Source organism: Nocardioides zeicaulis, from assembly GCF_042432345.1.
Taxonomy (GTDB): Bacteria; Actinomycetota; Actinomycetes; order Propionibacteriales; family Nocardioidaceae; genus Nocardioides; species Nocardioides zeicaulis.
The window spans coordinates 223,903-246,372 of record NZ_JBHLXH010000003.1; the positions used below are offsets into that span (position 1 = coordinate 223,903).

Consider the following 22,470-nt stretch of genomic DNA (forward strand, 5'->3'; position numbering starts at 1 on the left):
ACCTGACTACCCTCGTGCCGTGGAGGACCACCTGCCCCAGTCCGTCCGTGTCGAGCGGCGGCCGGTCACCGAGTCCGAGTCGCGCCGGGCCAACGGCCCCGACTGGGACAGGTACGCCGACGAGTACCAGGCGACCCACGGGGCGTTCCTCGGCGACGCCGGCTTCGTCTGGGGCCCCGAGGGCCACACCGAGGACGAGCTCCGGGTCCTCGGCGACGTCGCCGGGCTCGACGTGCTCGAGGTCGGCAGCGGCGCCGGGCAGTGCTCGCGCTGGGTCCGCACCCACGGCGGCCGCTCGTACGGCCTCGACCTGTCGCACCGCCAGCTCCAGCACTCGCTCCGCCTCGACGCCGAGACCGGGACGAGCGTGCCGTCCGTCCGCGCCACCGCGACCGCCCTCCCCTTCGCGACCGCGTCGTTCGACGTCGTGTTCTGCTCGTTCGGGGCGCTGCAGTTCGTCAGCGACATCGACGACGCGGTGGCCGAGGTCGCACGCGTCCTGCGACCGGGCGGGCGCTTCGCGTTCTCCGTGACCCACCCGACCCGGTGGATGTTCCCCGACGACCCCGGTGAGCCCGGGCTCACCGCCACGCAGTCCTACTGGGACCGCACCCCCTACGTCGAGGTCGACGACGCGAGCGGTGTCGTGTCCTACGTGGAGCACCACCGCACCCTCGGCGACTGGGTCCGGCTGCTGACCGCGCACGGCCTCGGGCTCACCGACCTGGTCGAGCCGGAGTGGCCCGAGCACCACGACCGTGTCTGGGGCGGCTGGTCACGCCTGCGGGGACGGCTGACGCCGGGCACGGCGATCTTCGTCGCCCACGCCGCGCGACCCTGAGGCCCGCGCCGCCCGGCGGCGCGCCCGCCCGGCGAGCAGCGACGCCGGGTTGAGGTGGGACCACAGCCGTCGCCGGGGGCCGGCCTGGTCCAGCAGGATCGCCCGCGCCTCCGCGCAGTCGGCCCAGTAGCGCCGGGCCTCCTCCTCGGGTGCCGGGACGGGCGCGAAGACCACGCCGTCGGCCCGTCTGGCCAGCGCGGGGTCGACACCGAGCGACCGTGCCTGCGCCAGCCGGCTCCACCCCTCCGGCACCGGCGAGCCGAGGTCACGGGCGGTGTCGAGGACCTCCTGCCAGGCGTGCACGTGGAGGGCCGGCGAGCCCGCCGACGCCCGCCGCCGACGGCGCACGGCCTTCGCCGCCGGGACCGCCGCCCAGGCCAGGAGCACCAGCCCGCCCGCCGCGGCCAGCCCGAGCCCGGCCGTCTCCCACGGTCCGCGCCTCTCCTCGATCACCGCGTCGGCCGGCAGGTCGATGTCGGCACCCTTCGGGATCTTGACCTCGTCCTCGTCGATCTCCAGCTCGCGGGTCACCCACGCGCCGGCGCTCACCACGTCGTCGCTCTCGTCCTCGGTGTAGGGGTGGACGCCGGTGTAGCGGCTGGGCTCGAGGGTGCGCCAGGTGCCGTCGGCGAACTGGAGCTCGACCCACGACAGCACGTCGGACTGCGAGACCCTGCCGCCGCGACCCGGAGCCGCGCCGACGACGACGCGCGCCGGCACGCCGAGCCTGGAGGCGGCGAGCGCCGTCACCGCGGAGTACTGGAAGGGCGTGGCGACGATGTGGCGCGCGCCCATGAGGCGCAGGCCGAGGTCGACGGGGTCCTGCGAGGAGGTGCCGCTGAGCCGTACCTCTCCGTTGAGCCGCAGGTAGCGCGCCATCAGCAGCACCCGCCGGAGCGGGGCGAGCTCGGCGCGGTCGAAGGGCTCGAGGAACTGGTCGAGGAACGCGCCCTCGGGCTGGCGCTGGTCGTCGGTGGGCTCCATCGTCGGGTCGCCCTCCCGCAGCCCCGGCGGCGGGACCGCGGTGAAGGTGTAGTCGTCGCGCGGGTTGACCCCGCCCTGCACGAGCGCGCTCGACGACGCCTGGTTGTAGCGGACGTCCGCCAGCTGGGTCCTCCCGTCGGTCGACTCGAGGCGGAGCGACGTCAGCTCACCGAAGGTGGGCAGCCAGTCGCTGACGTAGGCCGGACGGACCTGCACCCGGACCCCCACCTCGCGTCCGGGGTGCAGCGGCGCGACCTGCTCGGAGAGCCGGCGGAACGACCCTGCGGGTCCCGCGCCCGGCGACTGGTCGGCCGGGACCCACGCCTGGCCGTCGTAGGTGTCGAGGGCCCCGAAGCGGATGCGCTCGCCGTCGGGCACGCCGATCACCTTGAGCAGCTCGGCGCGCCCGGCCGAGGGTGTCACGAGCGAGTCGAGCGCGTCCGAGGCCACCGCCGCGCCCGCCGGCTCCAGCCGGATCCGGTCGGTCTGGTCGTCGTCGCTCGCCAGGAGCCCGACCAGTCCGGAGACCCCCGCCACCAGGACGGCGGCGACGAGGGTGGCGACGATCCCGCTCCGCGTCGCGCCGCCCAGCGACTGCAGGGACTCGTTGCGGCGGGAGCGGACGGCGGCCCAGACGACGAGCACGACTGTGAGCACGACGCCCCGCAGGACGTAGTGGTCGGGCACGAGGACGGCGAGCGGGATGGTCGCGGCGAGGCCGGCGAGCACCGCCACGCCGGGCGCCAGCGGACGTCGCGTGCCGAGCGCCAGCCACGCCGCGGGCAGGGCGGTGAGGAAGCCCAGGGCGTAGGGCAGGAGCATCACGCTGCCGGACGCGTCGACCGGCGGCAGGGTGCTGACGAACAGGCGCGGCGCGGCCCACGTGTCGCCGAGCACCCGGTTCATCGTGTCGAGGCCCGGCACGATCCACGGACCCGGTCGGCGCAGCGCCGCGAGCGCACCCAGCGGCGCGTAGGCCACCACGGCTCCCAGCAGGTAGAGCCACACGCCCTCCGGCGAGCGGCGTGCGAGCCAGGCGAGGGCGAGGAGGAAGACGACCGGCACCAGGCCGGCGACCAGGTAGTCGCGCGACCAGAAGCTCTCGTCGAGCAGCGTGAGCACGAGCGCGATCGAGCCGAGGGTGACCGCGGCGTCGGCGAGGCTCGCCCCGGCGCCGGCCGGTGCGGCCCTCACCGACGGCCCCTGGCGAGCAGCTCGGGCAGCAGGCCCAGCTCGGGGACGGTCAGCTGGCGGGCGAGGGACGAGTCGTCGATCGAGGCGGTGCCTGCTCCGTCGGCCCGCACCACCATCCACTCCACGCCCTGGCCGAAGTGCGCCGCGACGGCGTGCAGCTCCACGACGTCGCGCGCCGCGCCCGTGACCTGCACGAGGAGCCCGGTGCCGGTGACGGCCCCCGCGGACTCCGCGGAGAGCGCGAGGTAGTGGTCGGCCGTGTCGGTGACGAAGCGGCACGTCGCGTCGGTCATCGCCGCCGCGTCGCGCCCGCGCGCCACGTGGGGTCCGCAGCGCAGGTAGGTGTCGAAGTCGTCGCGGACCGCCCGCAGCGCGATCGAGGCGGCCACCGAGACGGCCAGCTCGAAGTCGCCCGGACGGCGGTAGGACGCGACCCGGTCGTCGAGCAGGATCGTCACGTGGCCGCGGCGCGTCTCGTGGTACTGCCGCACCAGCAGCTCCCCCGCCTTGGCCGAGCTGCGCCAGTGCACGTGGCGCAGGTCGTCGCCGGGGACGTACTCGCGCAGCGCGTGGAAGGCCAGGTCGCTCATCGAGAGCTGCTGGCTGGTCGCGCCGTCGAGGTCGTTGGTGAGACCGCCCGCGAACACCGCCAGGTCGACCACCCGCGGCGCGACGAAGAGCTCGGCCGCCGACCCGGTCGAGACCCGCCTGCTGACCAGGCCGACGGGGTCGGCCTTGTCGTGGGCCACGGGCCCGACGCGGTGCACCCCCCGCGGGAGCGCCGGCAGCGCCACCGACGCGGTGTGCTCGGAGAACGGGGCGGTGAACGGCAGCCGCAGGCCGACCTCGCGGTGCCCGACCGGCACGACGAGCCGCGGGAAGAGCATCGGGGTGGCGCCGGCCCTCAACCGGATCGTCGCGGTGGCGGTGGACCCACCCTCGACCAGCCTGCTGGGACGCAGCACCAGCCCGGTCGCCGGCTCTCCGGGCAGCCCCTGCCACAGCAGGCCGAGGGCGACCAGGACGAGGGCGACCACGCCCAGCTGCACGAACTCCTGCCAGTTGAGCAGGACGGCGGTCCCGAGCGCGAGGACGCCGAGCGCCAGGACGCCGCGCCCCAGCGGGGTCAGCAGGCCCGGCAGCCGGCGCGCACCCCGCGCCAGCGGCCCGAGGCGACCGGCACGGCTCACGAGCCGCTGCGCGGCACCGGGACCTGCGCGAGCAGGTCGTCGATGACCTGGTCCGGGGTGAGGCCGCCGAAGGCCGCGCCCGAGGCCATCACGATCCGGTGCACGAGCACGGGGTGGGCGAGCGTGGCGATGTCCTCCGGCACGACGTGGCCGCGGCCCTCGGCCAGCGCCCAGGCCTTCGCCGTGCGGACCCACGCCAGCGCCCCGCGGGTGGACAGCCCGATGCGGACGTCGGGGACCTCGCGCGAGGCCTCGGCGAGGCGGCGGACGTAGGCGATGAGGGACCGGTCGACGTGGACGAGGTCGGCCAGCTGGCCCATCTGCTGGACCTCGCTCGCGGTGACGACCGGCTGCAGGCCAGCGGCGCGGTCACGCACCCGCGACTCGGCGAGCAGGGCCTCGGTGGACTCCGCGTCGGGGTGGCCGACGCTGGTGCGCATGAGGAAGCGGTCGAGCTGGGCCTCGGGCAGCTGGTAGGTGCCGGCCTGCTCGATCGGGTTCTGCGTCGCGATCACCATGAAGGGCCGGCCCACGTCGTGGGTCCGGCCGTCGACGGTGACGTGTCCCTCCTCCATCACCTCCAGCAGCGCCGACTGGGTCTTCGGCGAGGCCCGGTTGATCTCGTCGGCGAGCACCACGCTGTGGAAGATCGGGCCGGGGTGGAAGGAGAACTCGCCGTGGGCCTGGTCGTAGACGGTCACGCCCGTCACGTCGGAGGGCAGCAGGTCGGGGGTGAACTGGATCCGTGCGAAGGAGCAGTCCACCGACCTGGCCACGGCCCGGGCGAGCATGGTCTTGCCGGTGCCGGGCAGGTCCTCCAGCAGGAGGTGCCCGCCCGACACCATGCAGGCCATGGCGAGGCGCACGACGTGCCGCTTGCCGAGCACCGCCGACTCGACGTTGCGCACGGCGCGGTCGAAGGTGTCGGAGTACCACCGGACGTCGTCGGTGTGGACGGTCGCGATGTCGGACATGCGGGGGTCGAGCCGCCTCTCGAGGTCGTACGGGGGGTGGCTCAGGCGGTGCGGCGGCGCATCAGCTGCAGGGCGATCCCGATGAGCAGCGCCGGGATGCCGACGATCCAGCCGACGAGCGGCACGGTCTTGGTCACCAGGTCGAGCGCACCGGCGTTGGACTTGGCGTCGTCGGCGTTGCCGGCGACCTGGTCGTCGGTGAAGCCGTAGTCGAGGATGAGGAACGGGTTGCCCTCGTCGTCGACGCGCTCCTGGTGCTCCGACTGGTTGATGATCGCGCCGGTGGTCGGGTCGATCCAGATCTCGCGGTCCACCGAGTAGGTGCCCTGGATGCCGTCGCTGAGCTCGATCGGGGCGTCCGAGACCTCGATCTTGTAGACGTAGGTCTCGAGGCCGTCGACCGACTCGGTGCGGTCGTAGGTGGCGTCGACCGGCTGGCCGGCGTAGCCGTCCCAGTACTCGTAGGTCTTCTTCTCGGCCTCGAAGGGCCACTTGTTGACCAGGCCCTGCTTGGGCTCGGCGCTCGGCGGCAGGTACTTCGGGTCGTCGACGGCCATCGCGGTGCGGCGGTTCGTGGCGAAGTTGTCGGTGCTGGCCGAGACCAGCCGCTCCTGCGGGTCGTCGGCGCTGACGCACTCGTCGATCTCGCCCTCGTCCTTGACCAGGCAGCTGGAGTTCTGGAAGACGATGACGTCGGAGTCGGACCGCTCGCTGTCGGCACGGGTCACGCTGAAGGCCTTGACCGGGAAGGAGGTGGTGCCGCCGGTGCCGTCCGAGAGCTCCGCGGTGCCGTCCAGCAGCGTCAGGCTGTCGGTGTCCAGGGGGGTCTTCATCAGGCGCCCGGGGGCCCAGAACTGGGCCAGGATGGCGAGGGTGACCAAGAATCCACCCAGCACCGACAAGCCGATGCCGAAGCCTTTACGCATACCGATTTCCTCCTGGTCAGTGCTTAGGTCGGGGGAACTCTAGCAGCGAAGTGACTCATTGGTAGGGAACCGATCAACCCATCTGTGTAGCCTCGTCCGGTGACCCAGACGAGGCCCGTGGAGCCGCTCCTGCGAGGGCGTCGCGGCGGCGCGATCGTGTCCGCCCTGAGGCCTCGCCAGTGGACCAAGAACCTCCTGGTCCTGGCCGCTCCGGTCTTCGCCGGGGAGGTCGCCAGCCCGGGTGTCGTCGGGGCCACGCTGCTCACCTGCGCGGCGTTCTGCCTGGGGTCCTCGGCGGTCTACCTGCTCAACGACGTCTGCGACGTCGAGCTCGACCGCGCCCACCCGGTGAAGCGCCACCGTGCCGTGGCGTCGGGGGCGCTGCCCCTGCGCCTGGCGACGGTCCTCTCTGTCGTGCTCGCCGTCGCCGGCCTCGCCCTCACCGCCCTCATCGGGTGGCAGGTCCTGGCCATCTACGCCTGCTACGTCGGGCTCAACGTGTCCTACAGCCTGCGCCTCAAGCACGAGCCGGTCGTCGACATCGCCCTGATCGCCTCGGGCTTCCTGCTGCGCGCGATCGCCGGGGGCGCGGCCAACGACATCTCCCTCTCGCAGTGGTTCCTCCTCATCGCCGCGTTCGGCTCGCTCTTCGTCGCCGCGGGCAAGAGGTACGGAGAGGTGAGCCTGATGGGAGCCGGCGAGTCGGTCACCCGCACGTCGCTGAGGCGCTACTCCGCGACCTACCTGCGCTTCGTGTGGACGATGAGCGCGGCCGTGCTGGTGATGTCCTACGGCCTGTGGTCGTTCGAGATCTCCGACCGCGAGAACATGCCGTGGGCGGCGGGGTCGATGGTGCCCTTCGTGCTCGGCGTGCTTCGCTACGCGATGGACGTCGACAGCGGTGCCGCGGGCGAGCCCGAGGACCTCGCGTTCGGCGACCGGGTGCTGCAGCTCTTCGGCGCCGCGTGGCTGGCGCTGGTCGTGGTGGCCGTCTACGCCCGCGGCTGACGCACGAGCAGCGCGCGACTGGCGCGCTTGCCCATGCGCAGCACGCCCTGGGGAGCCGAGCGGCGGTGCACCGACGTGCCCGCCTGCTCGGGCTGGTCGCGGCGCTGGAGGAACCAGTCGTACGCCTCGCGCATCGCGTCGTCGGTCGAGTACCGCGAGCGCCACCCGAGCTCGTCGCGCGCCGGGGCGACGTCGAACCACATCGACTCGCCGTACATGAGCCAGTGGTAGGGGCCGAGCGGTGAGAGCCCGAGCTGCCCGGTGGCCTGGACGAGCGGCCGCATGACCGCCTTGGGCAGGCCGACCACGCGCGCCCCGGTGCCGGCGTGCGCGCACAGCGTCTCGAGCGTCGCGCGCATCGTGCCGAACGACTCGGAGCCGATGTTGTAGACCGACGGTCCGGGGCGCGCCGCCGCGAGCAGGCACGCGGTCGCGATGTCGTGGGCGTGGACGAACTGGTAGCGGTTGTCGCCGCGACCCAGGACCGGGACCGCCGCTCCGTCGGCGATCCAGTCGAAGAGGATGCCGAAGATGCCGAGCCGGCCCGGGCCCACCACGGTGCGCGGACGCACGATGCTCACGTCGAGGCCGCGGGAGACGGCCGCGGCACACAGGTGCTCCGCGTCGAGCTTGGCCCGGCCGTAGGCCTCGGCCGGGCGGGGCTCGGTGTCGCGGGTGACGGGGTTGGCCCGCGGCACCCCGAACACCGCGGACGAGGAGGTGTGCACCACCTTGCGCACACCCGCGTCGGCGCACGCCCGCAGCAGCACCTCGGTGCCGCCGACGTTGACCGACTCGAAGAGCTCCGGGTCCTTGGCCAGGGGCACCTGCGCGACGTTGTGCAGCACGACGTCGACGCCGTCGAGGGCCGACCGGACGTCGGCGGAGGAGCGGATGTCACCCACGACGAGGTCGGCGGACGCCGGGCGGCCGGGATCGTCCACCACGTCGAGCACGCGGACGTCCACCCCGGCCGCGACCAGCTGGCGGACCACCTCGGAGCCGAGGTAGCCGCTGCCGCCGGTCACCAGGGCGCGACGGGGCGCGTCGCCGGTGCTCACAGCTCGACGCCGTGGGCCAGGCACCAGCGGATCGCCTCGCGGGTGCCGTCGAGCAGGCCGACCCGCGGCGCGTAGCCCAGCACGTCGCGCGTCGCGCTGACGTCACAGGCGATGGAGTGCCGGAGCTCCCCCATGACGTGGAGCTCGGAGACGTAGCGTCCGCGTGCCTGCAGGAAGGCGTCGGCGCGCTCGGCGAGGGCCGATGCCGCGGCCGGCAGCCGGGCGTGGCCGCGGCGCACGGTGAGCCCCTCCGCCTCGAAGGCGTCCTGCACGGTGGACACGATGTCGACGAGCCGCAGCGGCTCGGGGTCGGCGACCCAGAACGCCTGGCCGCCGGCGTCGCGGCAGCGCTCGGCGAACGCGACGCCCTGGACCAGGTTGTCGACGTGCACGACCGAGCGCTGCTGCTCGCCCGACCCCGGGACCGGGAACCGGCCGGCGCGCACCATGCGGAGGAAGCGCACCTGCCGCTCGGGCAGGTGGGGGCCCTGGAACCACGGCGGGCGCACGACCACCGTCTCGAGCCCGTCGGGGTCGTGCCGTGCGAGGGCCGCCTGCTCGCCGCGCATCTTCGACCCGCCGTAGCCCAGCACCGGGCGGTAGGGCTCGTGCTGGCGGAACCGGTCGCCGGCGACGTTGACGCCGAAGGGCGAGTTGGACGACACGTGCACGACGCGACGCGCGCCGGCCCGGGCCGCGGCGTCCAGCACCGTGCGCGTGCCCCCGACGTTGACCCGCTCGAAGTCGGCGACCCGCTCGGGGTGGATGACCCCCGCCGCGTGGACGACGGACGCGCCGTCGGCGCCGTCGAGCAGGCGCGCGACGACGACCTCGTCGGCGACGTCGCCCACGTGCACCTCGCAGCCCGGCAAGGCCGCCAGCACGCCGGGCACCTCGGCGGGGTCCCGGACGAGCGCGCGGACCGTCCCGGACCGTCCGACCGGGCCGTGGCGTGGTGCCGGCTCTGCGAGCGCACGGAGGTAGGCCTGGCCGAACCACCCGCCGGCACCGGTGAGGACCGTCATCCCCGGGGGGGCGAGCAGGGGCGGCAGGCTCTCCGGCCGGTCGGTCGGCATCAGCGGGCTCCTTGGTCGGCGAGGAAACGGGCGACGTTGCGGTGGGCGATCGCCATCAACGTCCCCTGCGGGTTGATGCCGGGGGCCCAGGGCAGGAGGGACGCGTCGTTGACCCACAGCCGCTCGGCGTCGTGCAGCGCACCGAACGAGTCGGCCCCGCAGCGGTCGCGGTCCTCCCCCATCGGGACGGTGCCGGCGAGGTGGACGGTCATCAGGCTCGAGCGGGTGGGCCGGAAGCCCTCGGCGACGGAGACGGCGTCGTCGCGACCGGTCACCGCCCGGGCGCCGGAGAACGCGGGCAGCAGCTGCGGTGAGCCGCCGGCGAGGAGGAGGTGCATCAGCCGGGCGAGCCCGCTCCGCAGCCGCGCGCGGTCCAGGGCCGACAGGCGATAGGTGACGACGGGGTCGCGACGGCCCGGGACCGCCTGGACGCGTCCCCGTCCGGTGGTCTGGATCGCGGCGTAGTGGACGCCGAGGCGCTGCCACCGCTCGAGCTGGGGTCCGAAGGAGTCCCAGTTCTCCGACAGCGCCAGCGCGACCATCGCGTGGGTGCTGGCCGACGACCCGAAGCTGAGCCAGGGCGCGAACTCCCGCACCTGCACCGACGCCACCTCGCCCAGGTCGCCGAGGTCGTCGACGTGCTCGGGCAGCTCGGCGACCACCTTCACCGTCGGGTGCACCGAGAGGTTGCCCCCGACGTGCCGGCGCCAGCCCGACCGCTGCAGGAGGGCCGGGGTCTGGATGGTGCCGCCGCACACGAAGACCACGTCGGCGTGGAGCAGCTCGCGCACGTCCCGGCCGCCGGCGCGACGCACGACCTCGACGCCGACCGCCCGGGCACCGCGCCGGAGGACCCGCACGACCCGCGTCGAGTCCTGCACCTCCACACCGCCCTGCTCGGCCCGGGCGAGGTAGGTGCGGCTCATCGTCTGGCGCTCGACGGTGCCCGAGGCCGACGCCCGGGCCGCCCGCGGCACGTGCACCGCGTGCCAGCCCAGCGTGTCGGCGCCGTCGCGGAGCAGCCGTCCGGCCCCGCCGCCGTGCGCGGCGCCGAGGTCGTCGTCGATCCCGAGCGACTCCTCGACCCGGCGGTGGTGGGGCAGCAACGCCTCCGGGGCGAGGTCCTCGATGCGGTGCGTCCGCGTCCAGTCGGCGAGCAGCTGGGCCGACGGGCGATGGTAGAGCCCGGAGTTGACCTCGCTGCCCCCGCCCACCACGCACCCCTCGGTGTAGGCGATGGTCGGCGCTCCGAGCGCCGCGGTGAGACCTGCGTTGCGGTAGGACTCCGCCATCTGGTCGAGGGAGTACTGGACCTGCGTCTCGGGGGCGACCCGTGGGCCCTCCTCGAGCACGAGGACGTCGAGCCCCGCGGCGGCGAGCCCGTCCGCGGTGACCGAGCCACCCGGACCCGAGCCGACCACCACCGCGTCGACCCGGCGGCTCACGGGCCCTCCCCGGTCGCCGAGCCGGTCGTCGAGCCCGTGTCCGAGCCCGTGTCCGAGCCCGTGTCCGAACCAAGGGTGGGGTCGGCCGCCTCGCAGGCCGCCGCGAGGGCGAGGCCGCGCACGAGCCGGACGTACTCGCGCAGGACCGGGAGGTCGGTGTCGAGCCACCGCTCCCCCGCCCAGCGTCGCCGGACGAGCACCGCCCGGCCGGCGATCGCGACCCCCGGCCGCACCGAGTCGGGCAGGGCGGCCACGGCGCGACCGACCTGGCGCACGGCAGCCGCGCGGCGCTCTGGGCCCACGTCGGGGAGGTCGCGCGCGATGATCTCCTCGGCGAGCGCCGTGGACGTCGACACCAGCCGGCTCATGGCACGCAGATCCGGACGGGGCCGGTCCCCTCGACCTGGACGATCAGCGTGGACGCCGCAGCGGTCGACCCGATCACCACCTCGTCGGAGTCGACCGACCAGTCCCGGGTCCACGACTCCACGCCGAACCGCTCGATGCGGGTGCGCACGGAGGTGAGCTCGTCCGCCTCCAGGCGCACCTCGGAGCCGCCCTCGTCCACGTCGAGCGAGAACTCGAGGGACCCGGCGGTGTCGTAGGCGCGGCAGCCGGACGACGCGTCGAGCGGCGAGCCGAACCCCGACCACCCGAGCATGGCGGTGGGCGCCGCGAGGTCGTAGGAGTCGGGGCCCACCCCCACGAAGAACATCGACTCGGCGTCGACGCGTCCCTTGCCCGACGGGAGCCGGTCCGGCAGGGCGTCGCGGATCTCGGGCGAGGTGACGAGGTCAGCGGTGATGGTGGGGCCGCCCCAGTCGCCGGTGGACTGCGTCAGCGGTTCCTGGCCGGCGTCGACCGCCTGGCCGGCCCCGAGCAGCCGGTCGGGCCAGACCCGGGTGAAGGTGTGGAGGTCCTGGTAGTAGGCGTGGGCGGTGCTCGCCCCCTGCAGGGCGTAGGCGAGGAGGACCAGCCCGGTGAGCGGCACCAGCAGCGTGAGCGGCGCCACGACCCGACGGGCGAGCACGCCGAGGCAGACCGCCAGCGCCGGGCTCAGGTAGACGAAGGCCGCGTAGGCGTAGCGCCCGCCCAGCGCGTCCTCGAAGCCCCAGCTCAGGCGCAGCGCGACGACCAGGATCATGTGGCTGGCGTAGCCCGCGAGCCCCGCCCAGCACAGCGTGTCGAGGCGCGGGTCGCGGAGCTCGCGGTCGATGCCGAGCAGCGGGACCAGGACGAGCACGACGGCGAGCACGGCGCCACCGGCGGGGAGGCCGGTCGCGCCGTCGAAGGCGTGCGCGACCGCGCTCCAGACGAACTCGGTGGAGCGGGTGTAGTCCCACGCGCTGACGAAGTCGTGGGCCTCGCCGCGGCCCGCGGTGGCGTACCAGAGGAGGTAGAGCGCGACCGGCACGCTCAGCCCGACCGCGAATGCGCGGGGTCCCCGGGAGAAGAGGAGGTAGTAGGCGACGAAGGCGACCATCGGCACGCCCGTCGCCGAGAACATGAGGCTCAGCAGCATGAGCAGCCACAGCACCGGGAGGTGCCGGCGCCGGCGGTCCTCGACCATCGCCCAGCGCAGTGCGGCCAGCGCGAACATCGTCGACCCGGTGTGGTTCATCGACGTGGTGGAGAGCAGCGCCTCCGTGGCCACGCCGAGGAACAGGACCGACCACGCGGTGACCACGCTGGTCCAGCGCGACACCCCGACGCGGCGCAACACCGAGAAGACGAGGAGCACGACGACGGCGTGCATGACGATCTGCACGATGCTGTAGGCGAGGTAGCTGCGGAGCCCGGCGAACGGGAAGATCGCCCGGAACAGCAGCACCATCAGCGTCGACCAGTGCTCGTTGTGCGGGGCCCAGAGGCCGCGGTCGGGCCCGCCGTCGATCGTGCCGCGGGTGAGCAGGAAGTCCCAGTCGTCGCCGAAGAACCACAGGCGACGCGACATCGAGACCAGGACGAGGGTCTGCACGGCGATGCCGGCGACGAGCACCAGCTCGGGCAGCCGGGTGCGCAGCGAGCGTGGGGTCCGGCGAGGCGAGGGACGGCTCCACTCGCTGTCGTCGTCCATGTGTCCCCCATCCGTTCGGTGCGACGCGGGCTGCAACCTAACAGGTGCGGGCGTTCGCCGGAGGACTTCCCCCGCCCGTACTAGAGTCACGCCCCGTGACGGCGGAGAGCACGGTCGACAGCACGGTCGGGAGCGGGGTCGGGCACGGGTCCGGGAGCAGGTCGCGAAGGACCCTCGTCGGCGAGCGGATCGGCGTCCTCGACGGCCTGCGGGGCGTGGCGATCATCCTGGTGTTCCTCTCGCACCACTACTACCTGTGGAGCCCGGTCACCGACGACACCAACCCCGTCGTGGCCACCCTGCTCGACAGCGGGAACCTCGCGGTGAGCATCTTCTTCGCGGTGGGCGCCTTCCTCTACACCCGCTCGCTCGTGCGCCGCCGCGACCGCGCCGACCTCGGGATCAACCCGCCGGTCGTGGTGGCCCGTCGCTACGTCCGCCTCACCGCCCAGGTGGCGGTGCTGCTCCTCGCCGTCGCCGCGGTGACCGTCCTCGACGGGGGCGACACCTACCCGGGCACCGACCTCGGGCGCTCCGCCGTGCACGTGCTCACCCACAGCTGGAACTGGTTCGTCCTCGACGAGGTGGCACTCGCCCGCCCGGACCTCGGCCACCTCTGGTACGTCTCGGTCGACTTCCAGGTCTTCCTGGCCGTCCTGCTGCTCGTCCACGTGCTGCGCCGGCACGCCACGACGCTGGTGGTCGTCCTCCTGCTGCTCCTCGTGGCCTGCTGGGCCTGGCGCCACCACGTCTTCGTCGAGGAGGGCCAGTTCTACGCACTCCTGCGCACCACGACCCGCGCCGACGCCGCCCTCGCCGGTGCCGCCGTCGGTGCCGCGACCGCGACCGGGTGGCTCGAGCACGTCCGGCCCCACGCCCGCGCGGTGGTCGTCGTCTCGGTCCTCGCGCTCGTGCCCCTGGCCTGGGTCACCCTCGACGAGTCCTGGCACTTCGGGTGGGGCGGGGTCGCCCTCGACCTCACGCTCATGGCGCTGCTGGCCGGCGTGGCGGTCGCACCGTCCGTCCCGGTGGCCGTCGCCCGCACGGTCGGAGCCCGTCCGCTCGCCTTCCTCGGACGCCGCTCACTGGGCGTCTACGTGTGGCACTTCCCGGTGTTCAACCAGGTCTCCGCGCACGGCGCCGACTGGGAGTCGTGGCAGCGGGTCGCCGTCGCGTGGCCGCTCGCGCTGCTGCTGGCCGCGGCCAGCGAGTACTTCGTCGAGGGCCAGGTCCGCCACCTGCTGGCGGCCGGGTGGTGGTCACGGGTGGACCTTCCGCGCGACGACACCCGCCGCGTGGACCCCGTCGACTTCAGCGCCGTCTGGGACGCAGCCGGTCAGCCTTCGACATCACCCGCTGCGCGAAGTCGTCGCTGAGCCCGAGGCGGCGCTTGGCGCGGTCGTAGAGCGCCAGCGCGGTCCGGTCGGCCCACACGGCGGCCTTCGCCACCGCGCCGTCCTCCGGACGCGCCTGGTAGTTGGTGGAACGGCGCTCGGGGTTGACCTCTTCGGTGAAGTAGTAGAGGGCCATCGACCGGCGGGCGACGTCGTCGGGGCACTCCAGGCCGTCCGGGTGGCCGTGGAAGCTGTCGAACGAGGTGGTGAACACGAGCATCCGGTTGCCGGCCGGCGTCACCGTGGCCTGGCACGAGCGCATCTGCTGGTCCCAGAGCTCGAGCTTGCCGCCCCACTCGTCGCGCCACTCCTCGTTGAGGTAGAGCAGGATGTTGACCTGGCGCTTCCAGCTGTCGTGCTCGTGGTGCGTGGTGAAGTCGGCGTGGATGTTGAGGTGGCCGCCGCGCAGCGTCTGGTGCAGGCCCCCGCCGTCCATCGACCAGTCCGGCATCAGGTCCGGGATGCCGGTGAGGTCCTCGAGCCACTGCACGAACTCCGGGGAGCAGAACTCCTCCGCGACCGCCTTGAGGGTCGAGCCCCAGCTGTCGGGCACCGTGTTGGAGTACTTGGTCTCGTTGACGTGGAGGTAGCCCTTCCAGAACTCGTCGCCGATGCCCGGGAACTCCTCCACGCACCGGCCGAACGCGTCGGTGGTGAGGACGTCGTCGAGGACGATGTAGGGGAACGGGGAGGCGGTCCGGTAGGCCTGCGACTTCGCGTCCATCTGGTCGCGAAGCTTCTCCATGTTCACCAAGCTCAGACGCTGCATGGCGGGTACTATCGCACACCGTGGGACGGCTGGTGCGGGGTTCGCCCACGACGAGGCGGGATGTGCCTACACTGCCACCGCCGGCTAGCTACTGAGGAGTAAGTCATGAGCATCACCCCCGCGCCCGAGGTCGACGCGGGCGCCCCCGCGGAGCCCGTGCCCCATCCGCGGGTGGGTGTCCTGGTCGTGGCCTACAACGCCGAGACCACGCTCGCCCAGACCCTTGCCCGGCTCCCGCGCTCGTTCGTGGAGATGGCCGACCACCTCCTCGTCGCCGACGACGCCAGCCAGGACGGCACCTACGAGGTGGGCGTCCGGTTCCAGGCCAGCGGCCGGCTGCCGATGACCGTGGTCTCGCGCGAGTCCAACCTGGGCTACGGCGGCAACCAGAAGGCCGGCTACCGGTGGGCCATCGACCACGGCCTCGACGTCGTGGTCCTCCTGCACGCCGACGGGCAGTACGCCCCCGAGCACATCGAGTCGCTCGTCGAGCCGCTGGTTCGCGGCGAGGCCGACGCGGTGTTCGGCTCGCGGATGATGCAGCCCGGCTCGGCGCTGCGCGGCGGCATGCCGCTCTACAAGTACGTCGGCAACCGCATCCTGTCGACCGCCCAGAACAAGCTGACCGGGCTCGAGCTCAGCGAGTGGCACAGCGGCTACCGCGCGTACCGCGTGCAGGCGCTCGACGAGCTGCCCCTCGACACCTACAGCGACGACTTCGACTTCGACACCGAGATCATCCTGGGGCTGCTCGCGCACCGCAAGCGGATCCGCGAGGTCCCGATCCCGACCTACTACGGCGACGAGATCTGCCGCGTCAACGGCATGGCCTACGCCAAGGACGTCATGGTCGACGTGGTCAAGTTCCGCGCCCGGTCGATGGGCTTCGGCACCTCGACCGACGGCGTCGCGCCCGCCGTGGAGAGCGCGTACCCGCTCAAGCCCTCCGCCCACTCCTCCCACGGCGTGCTGCTGCGGTGGACCGGGCGCCGCTCCCGGGCCCGCGTGCTCGACGTGGGCTGCGCCGACGGCATGTTCGCCTCGCTGCTGCGCGAGCAGGGCCACCACGTCACCGGCACCGACCTGGTGCAGGAGCCCGGGGTCGAGACGCGCGTCGACTCCTTCGTGCAGGCCGACCTCAACGGCGGCCTGCCCGCCGGGGTCGACGGCCCCTACGACGTCGTGGTCGCCGGTGACGTGCTGGAGCACGTCATCGACCCGGCCACCCTGCTCGACGAGCTCGGGGAGCGCCTCGCGCCCGGCGGCGAGGTCGTGGTGTCGGTGCCGAACTTCGGCCACTGGTACCCCCGCTTCCGCGCCGCGAGCGGCACCTTCGCGTACGACTCGCGCGGTCCGCTCGACGAGGGGCACGTCCGCTTCTTCACCCGCCGCAGCTTCGAGCGCCTGGTGGCCAGGAGCAACCTGCACGTCGTCGAGCGCGACGTCGTCGGCTCCCCCATCGACGTGCTCGACCGGGGCCGAGCCGAGGACGTCACCTCGCGGGGCCTCCGGCTGATGAGCCGCCTCGACCGGTTCGCCACGCGCGTGTGGCCCACCCTCTTCGGCTACCAGTTCCTCTACCGGCTGGAGCGAGACTGACGATGGCTGACCGCAGCCGGCTCTGGCGCCGACTGTCCAGCACCGTCGGGGTCGTCGTCGGGTCGCTGGCCTACGTCCTGACCCTCCTCGCATGGTCGTGGCAGCCGACCCGTACCGGGACCGAGTCCCGCTACGCCTCCGACTTCTTCGACGTGCAGGCCCAGGCCTTCCTCAACGGCGACATCCACCTGCCGCCGGGCTCGATGGGGATCGAGGGCTTCATCCACGACGGACAGGAGTTCCAGTACTTCGGGCCGTTCCCGGCGTTGCTGCGCGTGCCGGTCTTCGCGGTCACCGACGGGCTCAAGGGCGAGCTCACCGTGTTCTCGATGCTGCTCGCCTACGTCCTCATGGTCGTGATGACCCTGCGGCTGTTCTGGCTGGTGCGCGACCTGCTGCGGCACGGTGCGCCGGTGGGCCGCTTCGAGGCCGTGGTCTCGGGGACGTTCCTGGCCCTGGCGCTCGGCGGCACCACCTTGACCTTCGACGCCTCGCTCCCCTGGGCCTTCCACGAGGTCTACGCGTGGGCGGTGCCGCTGTCGATCGCGGCGCTCTACTGGCTCCTGCGCGTGCTCGTCCAGCCGACGCGACCCGCGGCCTCCTGGCTGTTCGTCACGCTCCTGGCGCTCGCGCTCACCCGCACCACCGGCGGGTGGGCGATGTGCGGCGGCGCCGTGCTGGCCGGGCTGTGGATGCTGACCGGGCGGCTGCACGTGTCACGCCGGTGGGGCTGGGTGCTGCTCGGGGTGGGTCTCGCCCCGGTCCTGGTGGCGGCGGCCTACAACTACGCCAAGTTCGACCACCCCTACATGTTCCCCCTCCAGGAGCAGGTCTTCACCCGGATCAGCCCGCAGCGCCAGCTCGCGCTCGAGGTCAACGGCGGGTCGATCACCGGGCTGCAGTTCCTGCCCAGCACGCTCGTGAGCTACTTCGACCCGCTCGGCATCCGCTTCGTCGACTACTTCCCGTTCGTCACGATGCCGGAGCACGCAGCCCGGGCCTACGCCGGCGCCACGCTCGACCAGTCCTACCGCTCGGGCAGCGTGACCGCCTTCATGCCGGCCCTCGTCCTCCTGACGCTCGCCGCGATGGTGCTCCTCCTCGGCCGGCGATCGCTGGAGCGCCGGCTGCTGCGCGTCCCGATGATCGCCGCGCTCGTGGTGCCTGCCGGCGTGCTGAACTACGGCTACATCGCCTTCCGCTACACCAGCGAGTTCGTCCCCCTGCTGGTGCTCGGCGGCATGGTGGCCACCGTCGTGCTGGTCGACCGGGTCGTCGAGCGCGGACCGGCGCTGCGGGCGGCCCTCGCCGGCGGTCTCGCCACCGGGACGGCGTACTCCGTGGCGGCGATGCTGCTCGTGGGCTTCACCGCGTCGGCCACGACGTCCGCGGGCCCGGAGCTCAACCGCTACGTCGACACCCAGATCTCGGTCAGCGGGTCCCGCCTCGCACCGCTCGTCGACGAGGGCGAGGGGCTGCCCCCGGTGCCGGCCGGGCCCGACCGGCTCTACATCCAGGGCGACTGCGACGCGCTCTACTACAGCACCGGCGCGACCGCCGACCACTGGATGCTCGTCGAGCGCCGCCAGGCCATCGTGCGCGTGGAGGTGCCGCCGCGGGCGACCGCCGGCCGCGTGCCGATCGCCGACATCGAGACCGATCCCGACCGCGAGGTGCTCCTCGAGACCAGCGGCGACGGGCGGGCGCGGGTGCTGCTGCGCGACGAGAACGGCTTCTTCGCCGCGCCGTGGTTCGACGTCCTCCCGCCCTACCGCGTCAACGTGGGCGTCACCGACCTCACCGGCTTCGGCTGGGTCGAGGTGTGGTCGACGCCGGGCGGGTGGGCCGGCTACCTCAGGTCGACCTACCGCGACGACGACCTCGACAACCTCCCCGTCGACATCACGACGCTCCAGCCCAGCCGGGCGGCGCGCCCGCTGGCCAGGCACGTGCTGACCGAGCGGGGCGAGAGCCTCCCGCCCCGCATCTGCGAGCGCCTGCGCACGGAGGTCCTCGGCGAGGCCGAAGCGGCGCGATGACGCGCCCCGGCACCCTGCGGATCGCCTTCCTGTCCTGGCGCGACACCACGCACCCCGACGGCGGCGGCTCGGAGGTGTTCGTGGAGTCGGTGGGCCGCGAGCTGGTCCGGCGCGGCCACGAGGTGACGTTGCTGTGCGCCCGCCACCCCGGCGCCGCCCGGCGCGAGGTGCGCGACGGCGTACGCCTGCGGCGCCTCGGCGGCCGGCTCTCCGTCTACCCCTGGGGCCTGGCGTGGCTGGTGCGGCACCGCCACGACGTCGACGTGGTCGTCGACGTGGTCAACGGCCTGCCCTTCGCCACGCCGCTCGTACGACGGCGCGGCGTGGTCGCGCTGGTGCACCACGTGCACGCCGAGCAGTGGCGCATCATCTACCCCGGGCTCGCCGGCCGGGTCGGCTGGTTCGTCGAGAGCCGGGCCGTCCCGCTGCTCTACCGCGGACGGAGCTTCCTGACGGTCTCCGAGGCGTCGCGCCGCGACCTGGCGGCCCTGGGGGTGCCGGCCGAGCGGACCACCGTGGTGCGCAACGGCCTCGCGGCCGCACCGCCCGAGCACCCGCCGGCCGAGTCGCCCACCCCGCGGCTGGTGGTCCTCTCGCGGCTGGTGCCGCACAAGCAGATCGAGCACGCCTTCACGGTGGTGCGCCGGCTGGCCGACGACCTGCCCGGGCTGCACCTCGACGTCGTCGGCGACGGGTGGTGGCGCGCCGAGCTCGAGGCCGCGGCGGCGGCCGAGGGCGTCACCGACCGGGTCACCTTCCACGGCCACGTCGACACCGCGAGGCGCGACGAGCTCGTCGCCCGCGCGTGGGTGATGCTGATGCCCTCGGTGAAGGAGGGCTGGTGCCTGGCGATCACCGAGGCCGGCGCGCAGGGGACGCCGAGCATCGCCTACGCGAGCGCGGGTGGGGTCACCGAGTCGATCCGCGACGGCGAGAGCGGCCGCCTCGTCGAGGACCTCGACGCGATGGTGGCCGTCACCCGGGAGCTCCTGCAGGCGCCGGAGCAGCGCCGCGCGCTCGGCGCGTCGGCACGGCAGCTCGCCGCAGGCCTGACCTGGGAGGCGTGTGCCGAGCGGGCCGAGCAGGTGCTCCGGTCAGCGGCCGGAGCACGGGGCGATCAGTCGCCGTAGACGAGGATCTGCTGGCTGGCGGGGTTCTTGTCCGGCGCGGTGGTCTGGCTGTAGACGAGACCGAAGAGACCGATGGCAGCCAGGATGCAGCCGATGAGGATCGGGAGGAACAGGGTCAGCCAGCTGCCCACTGCCGAACCGGAGGTGCCCGTGCTGCTCACTGAATGTCTCCCTCTGCCGAAGTTACCGAGCGTCAGGGTACATCAACGCGGGGTCCGCGTCTGCCTCCCGACACGGTCGCTGCGGGCTGCTCAGCGGCGGCGCCGACGGGCCGCCACCACGTCCCGGGCGCGGGTGCCGAGCGCCCCCAGCGCCACGAGGAGCGCGACGAGGTGGGCGCCCAGGACGGCGACGCGCCGGCCCTCCGCGTCCGGCTCCTTGCGCGCCGCCGCTCCGGGCACCCGGTAGAGGGCGGCGTCGTCGCCGACGACCACCGGCTCCAGCCCGGCCAGGTCGACCAGCTGGGCCTCGCGGTCGTCGGGGTAGAGCAGCACCCACGTCACGCCGAGCGGGGCCAGGACGTCCGCCGGTCGACCGTCCTCCAGCGCGGCCCCGATCTCCGCGGCACGGGTGCTCTCCCCCGGCACCAACGTCGCGCCGACCTGCAGCGAGTCGCTCGTGACGACGTCCGTGTCGAGCAACCGCACCGCGGGGTCCGACGAGGTCATCCCGGGGTGTCCCCACGAGAAGGCCCGGTAGGCACGCCACGGCAGCGTGACGACGACACCGTCCTGGCCCGACAGCGCCTCGGCGACCCGGTCCAGGTCGTCGGGGAGGTGCACTGGCGACACCGTCGCCCAGGTGCGGACCGTCGCGTCCGGGAGCAGGACGAGCGGGAGCAGGGCGAGCAGGAACGCCACCATCGGCGCCGCCTCACGCCCGGCCAGGGGCCGCACGAGCCGGGCGGTGCAGGCCCCGAACGCGGCAGCGGCGAGGACCACGACGGGTGCCAGCAGCTTCTGGGTGTCGCGCAGCAGGCCCGCGCCGGGCACCGTGCTCACGAGCTGCTCCATCACCTGGCCGCCCCACGGGGTCGCGGCCGCGACCGCGGTGCCGCCCAGCACCAGCGCGAGGACGAGCCAGCGCACGGTGTCGCCCGTGCCCCAGGCGCGGCGCAGCAGCGGAAGCCCCACCAGCAGCACCACCACGACGACGGCGGCGGCCACCAGGGCGAGCCACGTCGCGCGGGTCGCGGGCTCGGACAGCCGGTCCCAGATCCCACCGAGGCCCAGCAGCGCCACCACGGGGCCGTAGCGCGACTCGGTGTCGGGGGCGAAGACCGCCACACCGGCGGCGTCGGAGACGGGACTGGCCGGACCGGTGACGGCGGCGACGACCCACGGGAGCTGGAGCAGCAGGCCGCCGAGCACGGCGGGGGCGAGGCGTCGTACGCGCGGGGAGCAGGCGATGACCAGCCCGGCGAGCGCCAGCAGGCCCCCGGTCGGCGTGAGCGAGGCCAGCGCCGACCAGGCGAGCGCCGACGCCAGGTCGGCCACGCGACCGTCGCGGCGGAACCTGGTCGCGGCGGCCACCAGCCACGGCAGCGCCGCCACCCCCAGCAGCAGCGCCCACTGGCCGAGGGCGAGGCGCTCGACGGTGTAGGCGTTCCAGACCGCGAAGCCCGCGCCCGCCACCTGCGCCGTGCGCCCCAGCGGGGCGAGGAGGTGGGACACGCCCCACCCCAGGACGGCGAGGGTGAGGGGGAGCACGACGCGCGCCAGCAGTCCCCCGTCGACGAGGTGCGTCAGCGCTGCGACGACGGAGTCCAGCGGCACCGCGCGCGGTGCGACGTCGCCTAGGCCCCACGTGGCGTCGGTGAACGGCTGGCGCGGCACGAAGACCAGGTCGCGCGCGAGGGGGTGGCCCGCCCGGACGAGCAGCGGCAGCACCAGCACCACCGCCAGCACGGCCGGCCAGGCCACGACCAGCCAGTCGGCCCGGTCACGCCGGGCGCCGCGGGCCCGCACCGCCGGGTCGGCCGAATCCCGGGTCGCCACCACCCGGCAAGCCTATGCTGTCCGGGATCCCCCAGCCGCCGTTCGACGAGGACCACCGTGCCCGACCCGACCCAGCCGGTCCTCGACTTCGAGGCCGCGTGGCGCTCCGCGCGCGAGGTGGACGGGTGGCTCACCGAGGAGCAGGCGCGCGTCCTCCACCAGGCCGCCGGTGCCGTGGCACCGGGCCGCGTCGTCGAGATCGGCAGCCACCTCGGCCGCTCGACCATCGTGCTGGCCGCCAGCGGCGCGGCCGTCGCCGCCGTCGACCCGTTCCCCGACGACTGGAGGTACGGGCGGCCCGACACCGAGCAGCGCTTCCGCCGCCACCTCGCCGCGGCCGGGCTCTCCGACCGGGTCGAGCTGCACGTCGCCACGAGCCGGGCCGTGCGCGAGCAGTGGGACGCCCCGGTGCGGATGGTCTACGTCGACGGCAAGCACGACGTGTGGTCCTGCCTCGACGACCTGCGCTGGAGCCGCTTCCTGCGCGAGGGCGACACCGTGCTGGTCCACGACGCCTTCTCCTCCCTGGGCGTCACCCTCGCCGTCCTGCGCGACACCCTCCTCGGGCGTCGGCACCGCTACGTCGGCCGGACAGGGTCGCTGGCGCGCTTCGTGGTGGGCACGCCGTCCGCGTCCGACCGGGTGCGCGTGCTGCGGGAGCTGCCGTGGTTCGCCCGCAACCTCGTCTTCAAGGTCCTGCTCCGCCTGCACGCTCGTCCCCTGGCCCGCCTCCTGGGCCACACCGGCAGCGCCGACCCCTACTGAG

The 22,470-nt window shown here is 73.8% G+C and carries 19 protein-coding genes; 7 read left to right on the top strand and 12 right to left on the bottom strand.

The features are described 5' to 3' along the window. The first annotated feature begins 19 nt into the window (after positions 1 to 19). Entirely contained in the window at positions 20 to 841 is an 822-nt protein-coding gene (locus ACFFJG_RS19990) for a class I SAM-dependent methyltransferase (protein WP_378520559.1), read from the top strand. On the opposite strand, the gene ACFFJG_RS19995 is transcribed toward ACFFJG_RS19990, so the two are convergent. The 4 genes from ACFFJG_RS19995 to ACFFJG_RS20010 are packed head-to-tail and all read right to left on the bottom strand — an operon-like array spanning position 776 to position 6,109. Continuing rightward, positions 776 to 3,019, bottom strand: a complete 2,244-nt coding sequence (locus ACFFJG_RS19995) for a transglutaminase TgpA family protein (protein ID WP_378520560.1) — start codon at positions 3,017 to 3,019, stop codon at positions 776 to 778. The genes ACFFJG_RS19990 and ACFFJG_RS19995 overlap by 66 nt on opposite strands. Further along, positions 3,016 to 4,209: a DUF58 domain-containing protein gene (locus ACFFJG_RS20000; RefSeq protein ID WP_378520561.1), complete on the bottom strand. Its 1,194-nt coding sequence runs from the start codon at positions 4,207 to 4,209 to the stop codon at positions 3,016 to 3,018. The genes ACFFJG_RS19995 and ACFFJG_RS20000 overlap by 4 nt, the downstream gene beginning before the upstream one ends. Continuing rightward, entirely contained in the window at positions 4,206 to 5,183 is a 978-nt protein-coding gene (locus ACFFJG_RS20005) for an AAA family ATPase (protein ID WP_378520562.1), read from the bottom strand. Before ACFFJG_RS20005 ends, ACFFJG_RS20000 begins: the two co-directional genes overlap by 4 nt. Before the next feature lie 41 nt (positions 5,184 to 5,224). After that, positions 5,225 to 6,109: a PorA family protein gene (locus ACFFJG_RS20010; RefSeq protein ID WP_378520563.1), complete on the bottom strand. Its 885-nt coding sequence runs from the start codon at positions 6,107 to 6,109 to the stop codon at positions 5,225 to 5,227. Positions 6,110 to 6,208: 99 nt separating this feature from the next. Between ACFFJG_RS20010 and ACFFJG_RS20015 the strand changes: the two genes are divergently transcribed. Continuing rightward, on the top strand, positions 6,209 to 7,117 hold the full coding sequence (locus tag ACFFJG_RS20015; RefSeq protein ID WP_378520564.1) for a decaprenyl-phosphate phosphoribosyltransferase: 909 nt from the start codon (positions 6,209 to 6,211) through the stop codon (positions 7,115 to 7,117). On the opposite strand, the gene ACFFJG_RS20020 is transcribed toward ACFFJG_RS20015, so the two are convergent. Genes ACFFJG_RS20020 through ACFFJG_RS20040 form a run of 5 tightly spaced genes read right to left on the bottom strand, consistent with a single transcriptional unit; the run spans position 7,102 to position 12,776 of the window. Further along, positions 7,102 to 8,178 (bottom strand): NAD-dependent epimerase/dehydratase family protein, encoded by a 1,077-nt coding sequence (locus ACFFJG_RS20020; protein WP_378520565.1) that lies wholly within the window; start codon positions 8,176 to 8,178, stop codon positions 7,102 to 7,104. The two genes, ACFFJG_RS20015 and ACFFJG_RS20020, sit on opposite strands and share 16 nt — an antisense overlap. Beyond that, positions 8,175 to 9,254, bottom strand: a complete 1,080-nt coding sequence (locus tag ACFFJG_RS20025) for an NAD-dependent epimerase/dehydratase family protein (RefSeq protein WP_378520566.1) — start codon at positions 9,252 to 9,254, stop codon at positions 8,175 to 8,177. The genes ACFFJG_RS20020 and ACFFJG_RS20025 overlap by 4 nt, the downstream gene beginning before the upstream one ends. After that, positions 9,254 to 10,699 (bottom strand): FAD-dependent oxidoreductase, encoded by a 1,446-nt coding sequence (locus ACFFJG_RS20030; protein WP_378520567.1) that lies wholly within the window; start codon positions 10,697 to 10,699, stop codon positions 9,254 to 9,256. The genes ACFFJG_RS20025 and ACFFJG_RS20030 overlap by 1 nt, the downstream gene beginning before the upstream one ends. Continuing rightward, positions 10,696 to 11,067 (bottom strand): hypothetical protein, encoded by a 372-nt coding sequence (locus ACFFJG_RS20035; RefSeq protein WP_378520568.1) that lies wholly within the window; start codon positions 11,065 to 11,067, stop codon positions 10,696 to 10,698. Before ACFFJG_RS20035 ends, ACFFJG_RS20030 begins: the two co-directional genes overlap by 4 nt. Further along, positions 11,064 to 12,776 (bottom strand): hypothetical protein, encoded by a 1,713-nt coding sequence (locus tag ACFFJG_RS20040; protein ID WP_378520569.1) that lies wholly within the window; start codon positions 12,774 to 12,776, stop codon positions 11,064 to 11,066. The genes ACFFJG_RS20035 and ACFFJG_RS20040 overlap by 4 nt, the downstream gene beginning before the upstream one ends. Positions 12,777 to 12,871: 95 nt before the next feature. Here ACFFJG_RS20040 and ACFFJG_RS20045 point away from each other — a divergent pair, with 95 nt between their 5' ends. Further along, entirely contained in the window at positions 12,872 to 14,152 is a 1,281-nt protein-coding gene (locus ACFFJG_RS20045; RefSeq protein WP_378520570.1) for an acyltransferase family protein, read from the top strand. Here ACFFJG_RS20045 and ACFFJG_RS20050 read toward each other — a convergent pair. Beyond that, the gene (locus tag ACFFJG_RS20050; RefSeq protein WP_378520571.1) at positions 14,088 to 14,939 is read right to left on the bottom strand and encodes a 2OG-Fe(II) oxygenase; all 852 of its coding nucleotides are present in this window, start codon (positions 14,937 to 14,939) and stop codon (positions 14,088 to 14,090) included. The genes ACFFJG_RS20045 and ACFFJG_RS20050 overlap by 65 nt on opposite strands. A 105-nt stretch (positions 14,940 to 15,044) precedes the next feature. On the opposite strand from ACFFJG_RS20050, the gene ACFFJG_RS20055 reads away from it, so the two are divergent. Genes ACFFJG_RS20055 through ACFFJG_RS20065 form a run of 3 tightly spaced genes read left to right on the top strand, consistent with a single transcriptional unit; the run spans position 15,045 to position 19,707 of the window. Then, entirely contained in the window at positions 15,045 to 16,538 is a 1,494-nt protein-coding gene (locus ACFFJG_RS20055) for a bifunctional glycosyltransferase/class I SAM-dependent methyltransferase (RefSeq protein WP_378520572.1), read from the top strand. Between the two features lie 2 nt (positions 16,539 to 16,540). Beyond that, complete coding sequence (locus tag ACFFJG_RS20060) at positions 16,541 to 18,577, top strand: hypothetical protein (RefSeq protein ID WP_378520573.1); 2,037 nt, start codon at positions 16,541 to 16,543, stop codon at positions 18,575 to 18,577. Beyond that, positions 18,574 to 19,707 carry a glycosyltransferase family 4 protein gene (locus ACFFJG_RS20065; RefSeq protein ID WP_378520574.1) on the top strand — a complete coding sequence of 378 codons (1,134 nt, stop codon included), beginning with the start codon at positions 18,574 to 18,576 and terminating at the stop codon, positions 19,705 to 19,707. The genes ACFFJG_RS20060 and ACFFJG_RS20065 overlap by 4 nt, the downstream gene beginning before the upstream one ends. Here the strand turns inward: ACFFJG_RS20065 and ACFFJG_RS20070 are convergent. Together ACFFJG_RS20070 and ACFFJG_RS20075 are read right to left on the bottom strand one after the other, a co-directional pair. Then, positions 19,695 to 19,868, bottom strand: a complete 174-nt coding sequence (locus tag ACFFJG_RS20070; RefSeq protein WP_183079811.1) for a hypothetical protein — start codon at positions 19,866 to 19,868, stop codon at positions 19,695 to 19,697. The genes ACFFJG_RS20065 and ACFFJG_RS20070 overlap by 13 nt on opposite strands. A 90-nt stretch (positions 19,869 to 19,958) precedes the next feature. Continuing rightward, on the bottom strand, positions 19,959 to 21,707 hold the full coding sequence (locus tag ACFFJG_RS20075) for an MmpA family trehalose lipid delivery protein (RefSeq protein WP_378520575.1): 1,749 nt from the start codon (positions 21,705 to 21,707) through the stop codon (positions 19,959 to 19,961). Between the two features lie 54 nt (positions 21,708 to 21,761). On the opposite strand from ACFFJG_RS20075, the gene ACFFJG_RS20080 reads away from it, so the two are divergent. After that, positions 21,762 to 22,469 carry a class I SAM-dependent methyltransferase gene (locus tag ACFFJG_RS20080; protein WP_378520576.1) on the top strand — a complete coding sequence of 236 codons (708 nt, stop codon included), beginning with the start codon at positions 21,762 to 21,764 and terminating at the stop codon, positions 22,467 to 22,469. Position 22,470 lies beyond the last annotated feature (1 nt).

What these genes read in the sequence shown, in the direction of transcription:
- ACFFJG_RS20005 (WP_378520562.1), bottom strand. Translation starts at nt 5,183, where the DNA reads ATGTCCGACATCGCGACCGTCCACACCGACGACGTCCGGTGGTACTCC.
- ACFFJG_RS20010 (WP_378520563.1), bottom strand. Translation starts at nt 6,109, where the DNA reads ATGCGTAAAGGCTTCGGCATCGGCTTGTCGGTGCTGGGTGGATTCTTG.
- ACFFJG_RS20025 (WP_378520566.1), bottom strand. Translation starts at nt 9,254, where the DNA reads ATGCCGACCGACCGGCCGGAGAGCCTGCCGCCCCTGCTCGCCCCCCCG.
- ACFFJG_RS20035 (WP_378520568.1), bottom strand. Translation starts at nt 11,067, where the DNA reads ATGAGCCGGCTGGTGTCGACGTCCACGGCGCTCGCCGAGGAGATCATC.
- ACFFJG_RS20040 (WP_378520569.1), bottom strand. Translation starts at nt 12,776, where the DNA reads ATGGACGACGACAGCGAGTGGAGCCGTCCCTCGCCTCGCCGGACCCCA.
- ACFFJG_RS20050 (WP_378520571.1), bottom strand. Translation starts at nt 14,939, where the DNA reads ATGCAGCGTCTGAGCTTGGTGAACATGGAGAAGCTTCGCGACCAGATG.
- ACFFJG_RS20055 (WP_378520572.1), top strand. Translation starts at nt 15,045, where the DNA reads ATGAGCATCACCCCCGCGCCCGAGGTCGACGCGGGCGCCCCCGCGGAG.
- ACFFJG_RS20060 (WP_378520573.1), top strand. Translation starts at nt 16,541, where the DNA reads ATGGCTGACCGCAGCCGGCTCTGGCGCCGACTGTCCAGCACCGTCGGG.
- ACFFJG_RS20065 (WP_378520574.1), top strand. Translation starts at nt 18,574, where the DNA reads ATGACGCGCCCCGGCACCCTGCGGATCGCCTTCCTGTCCTGGCGCGAC.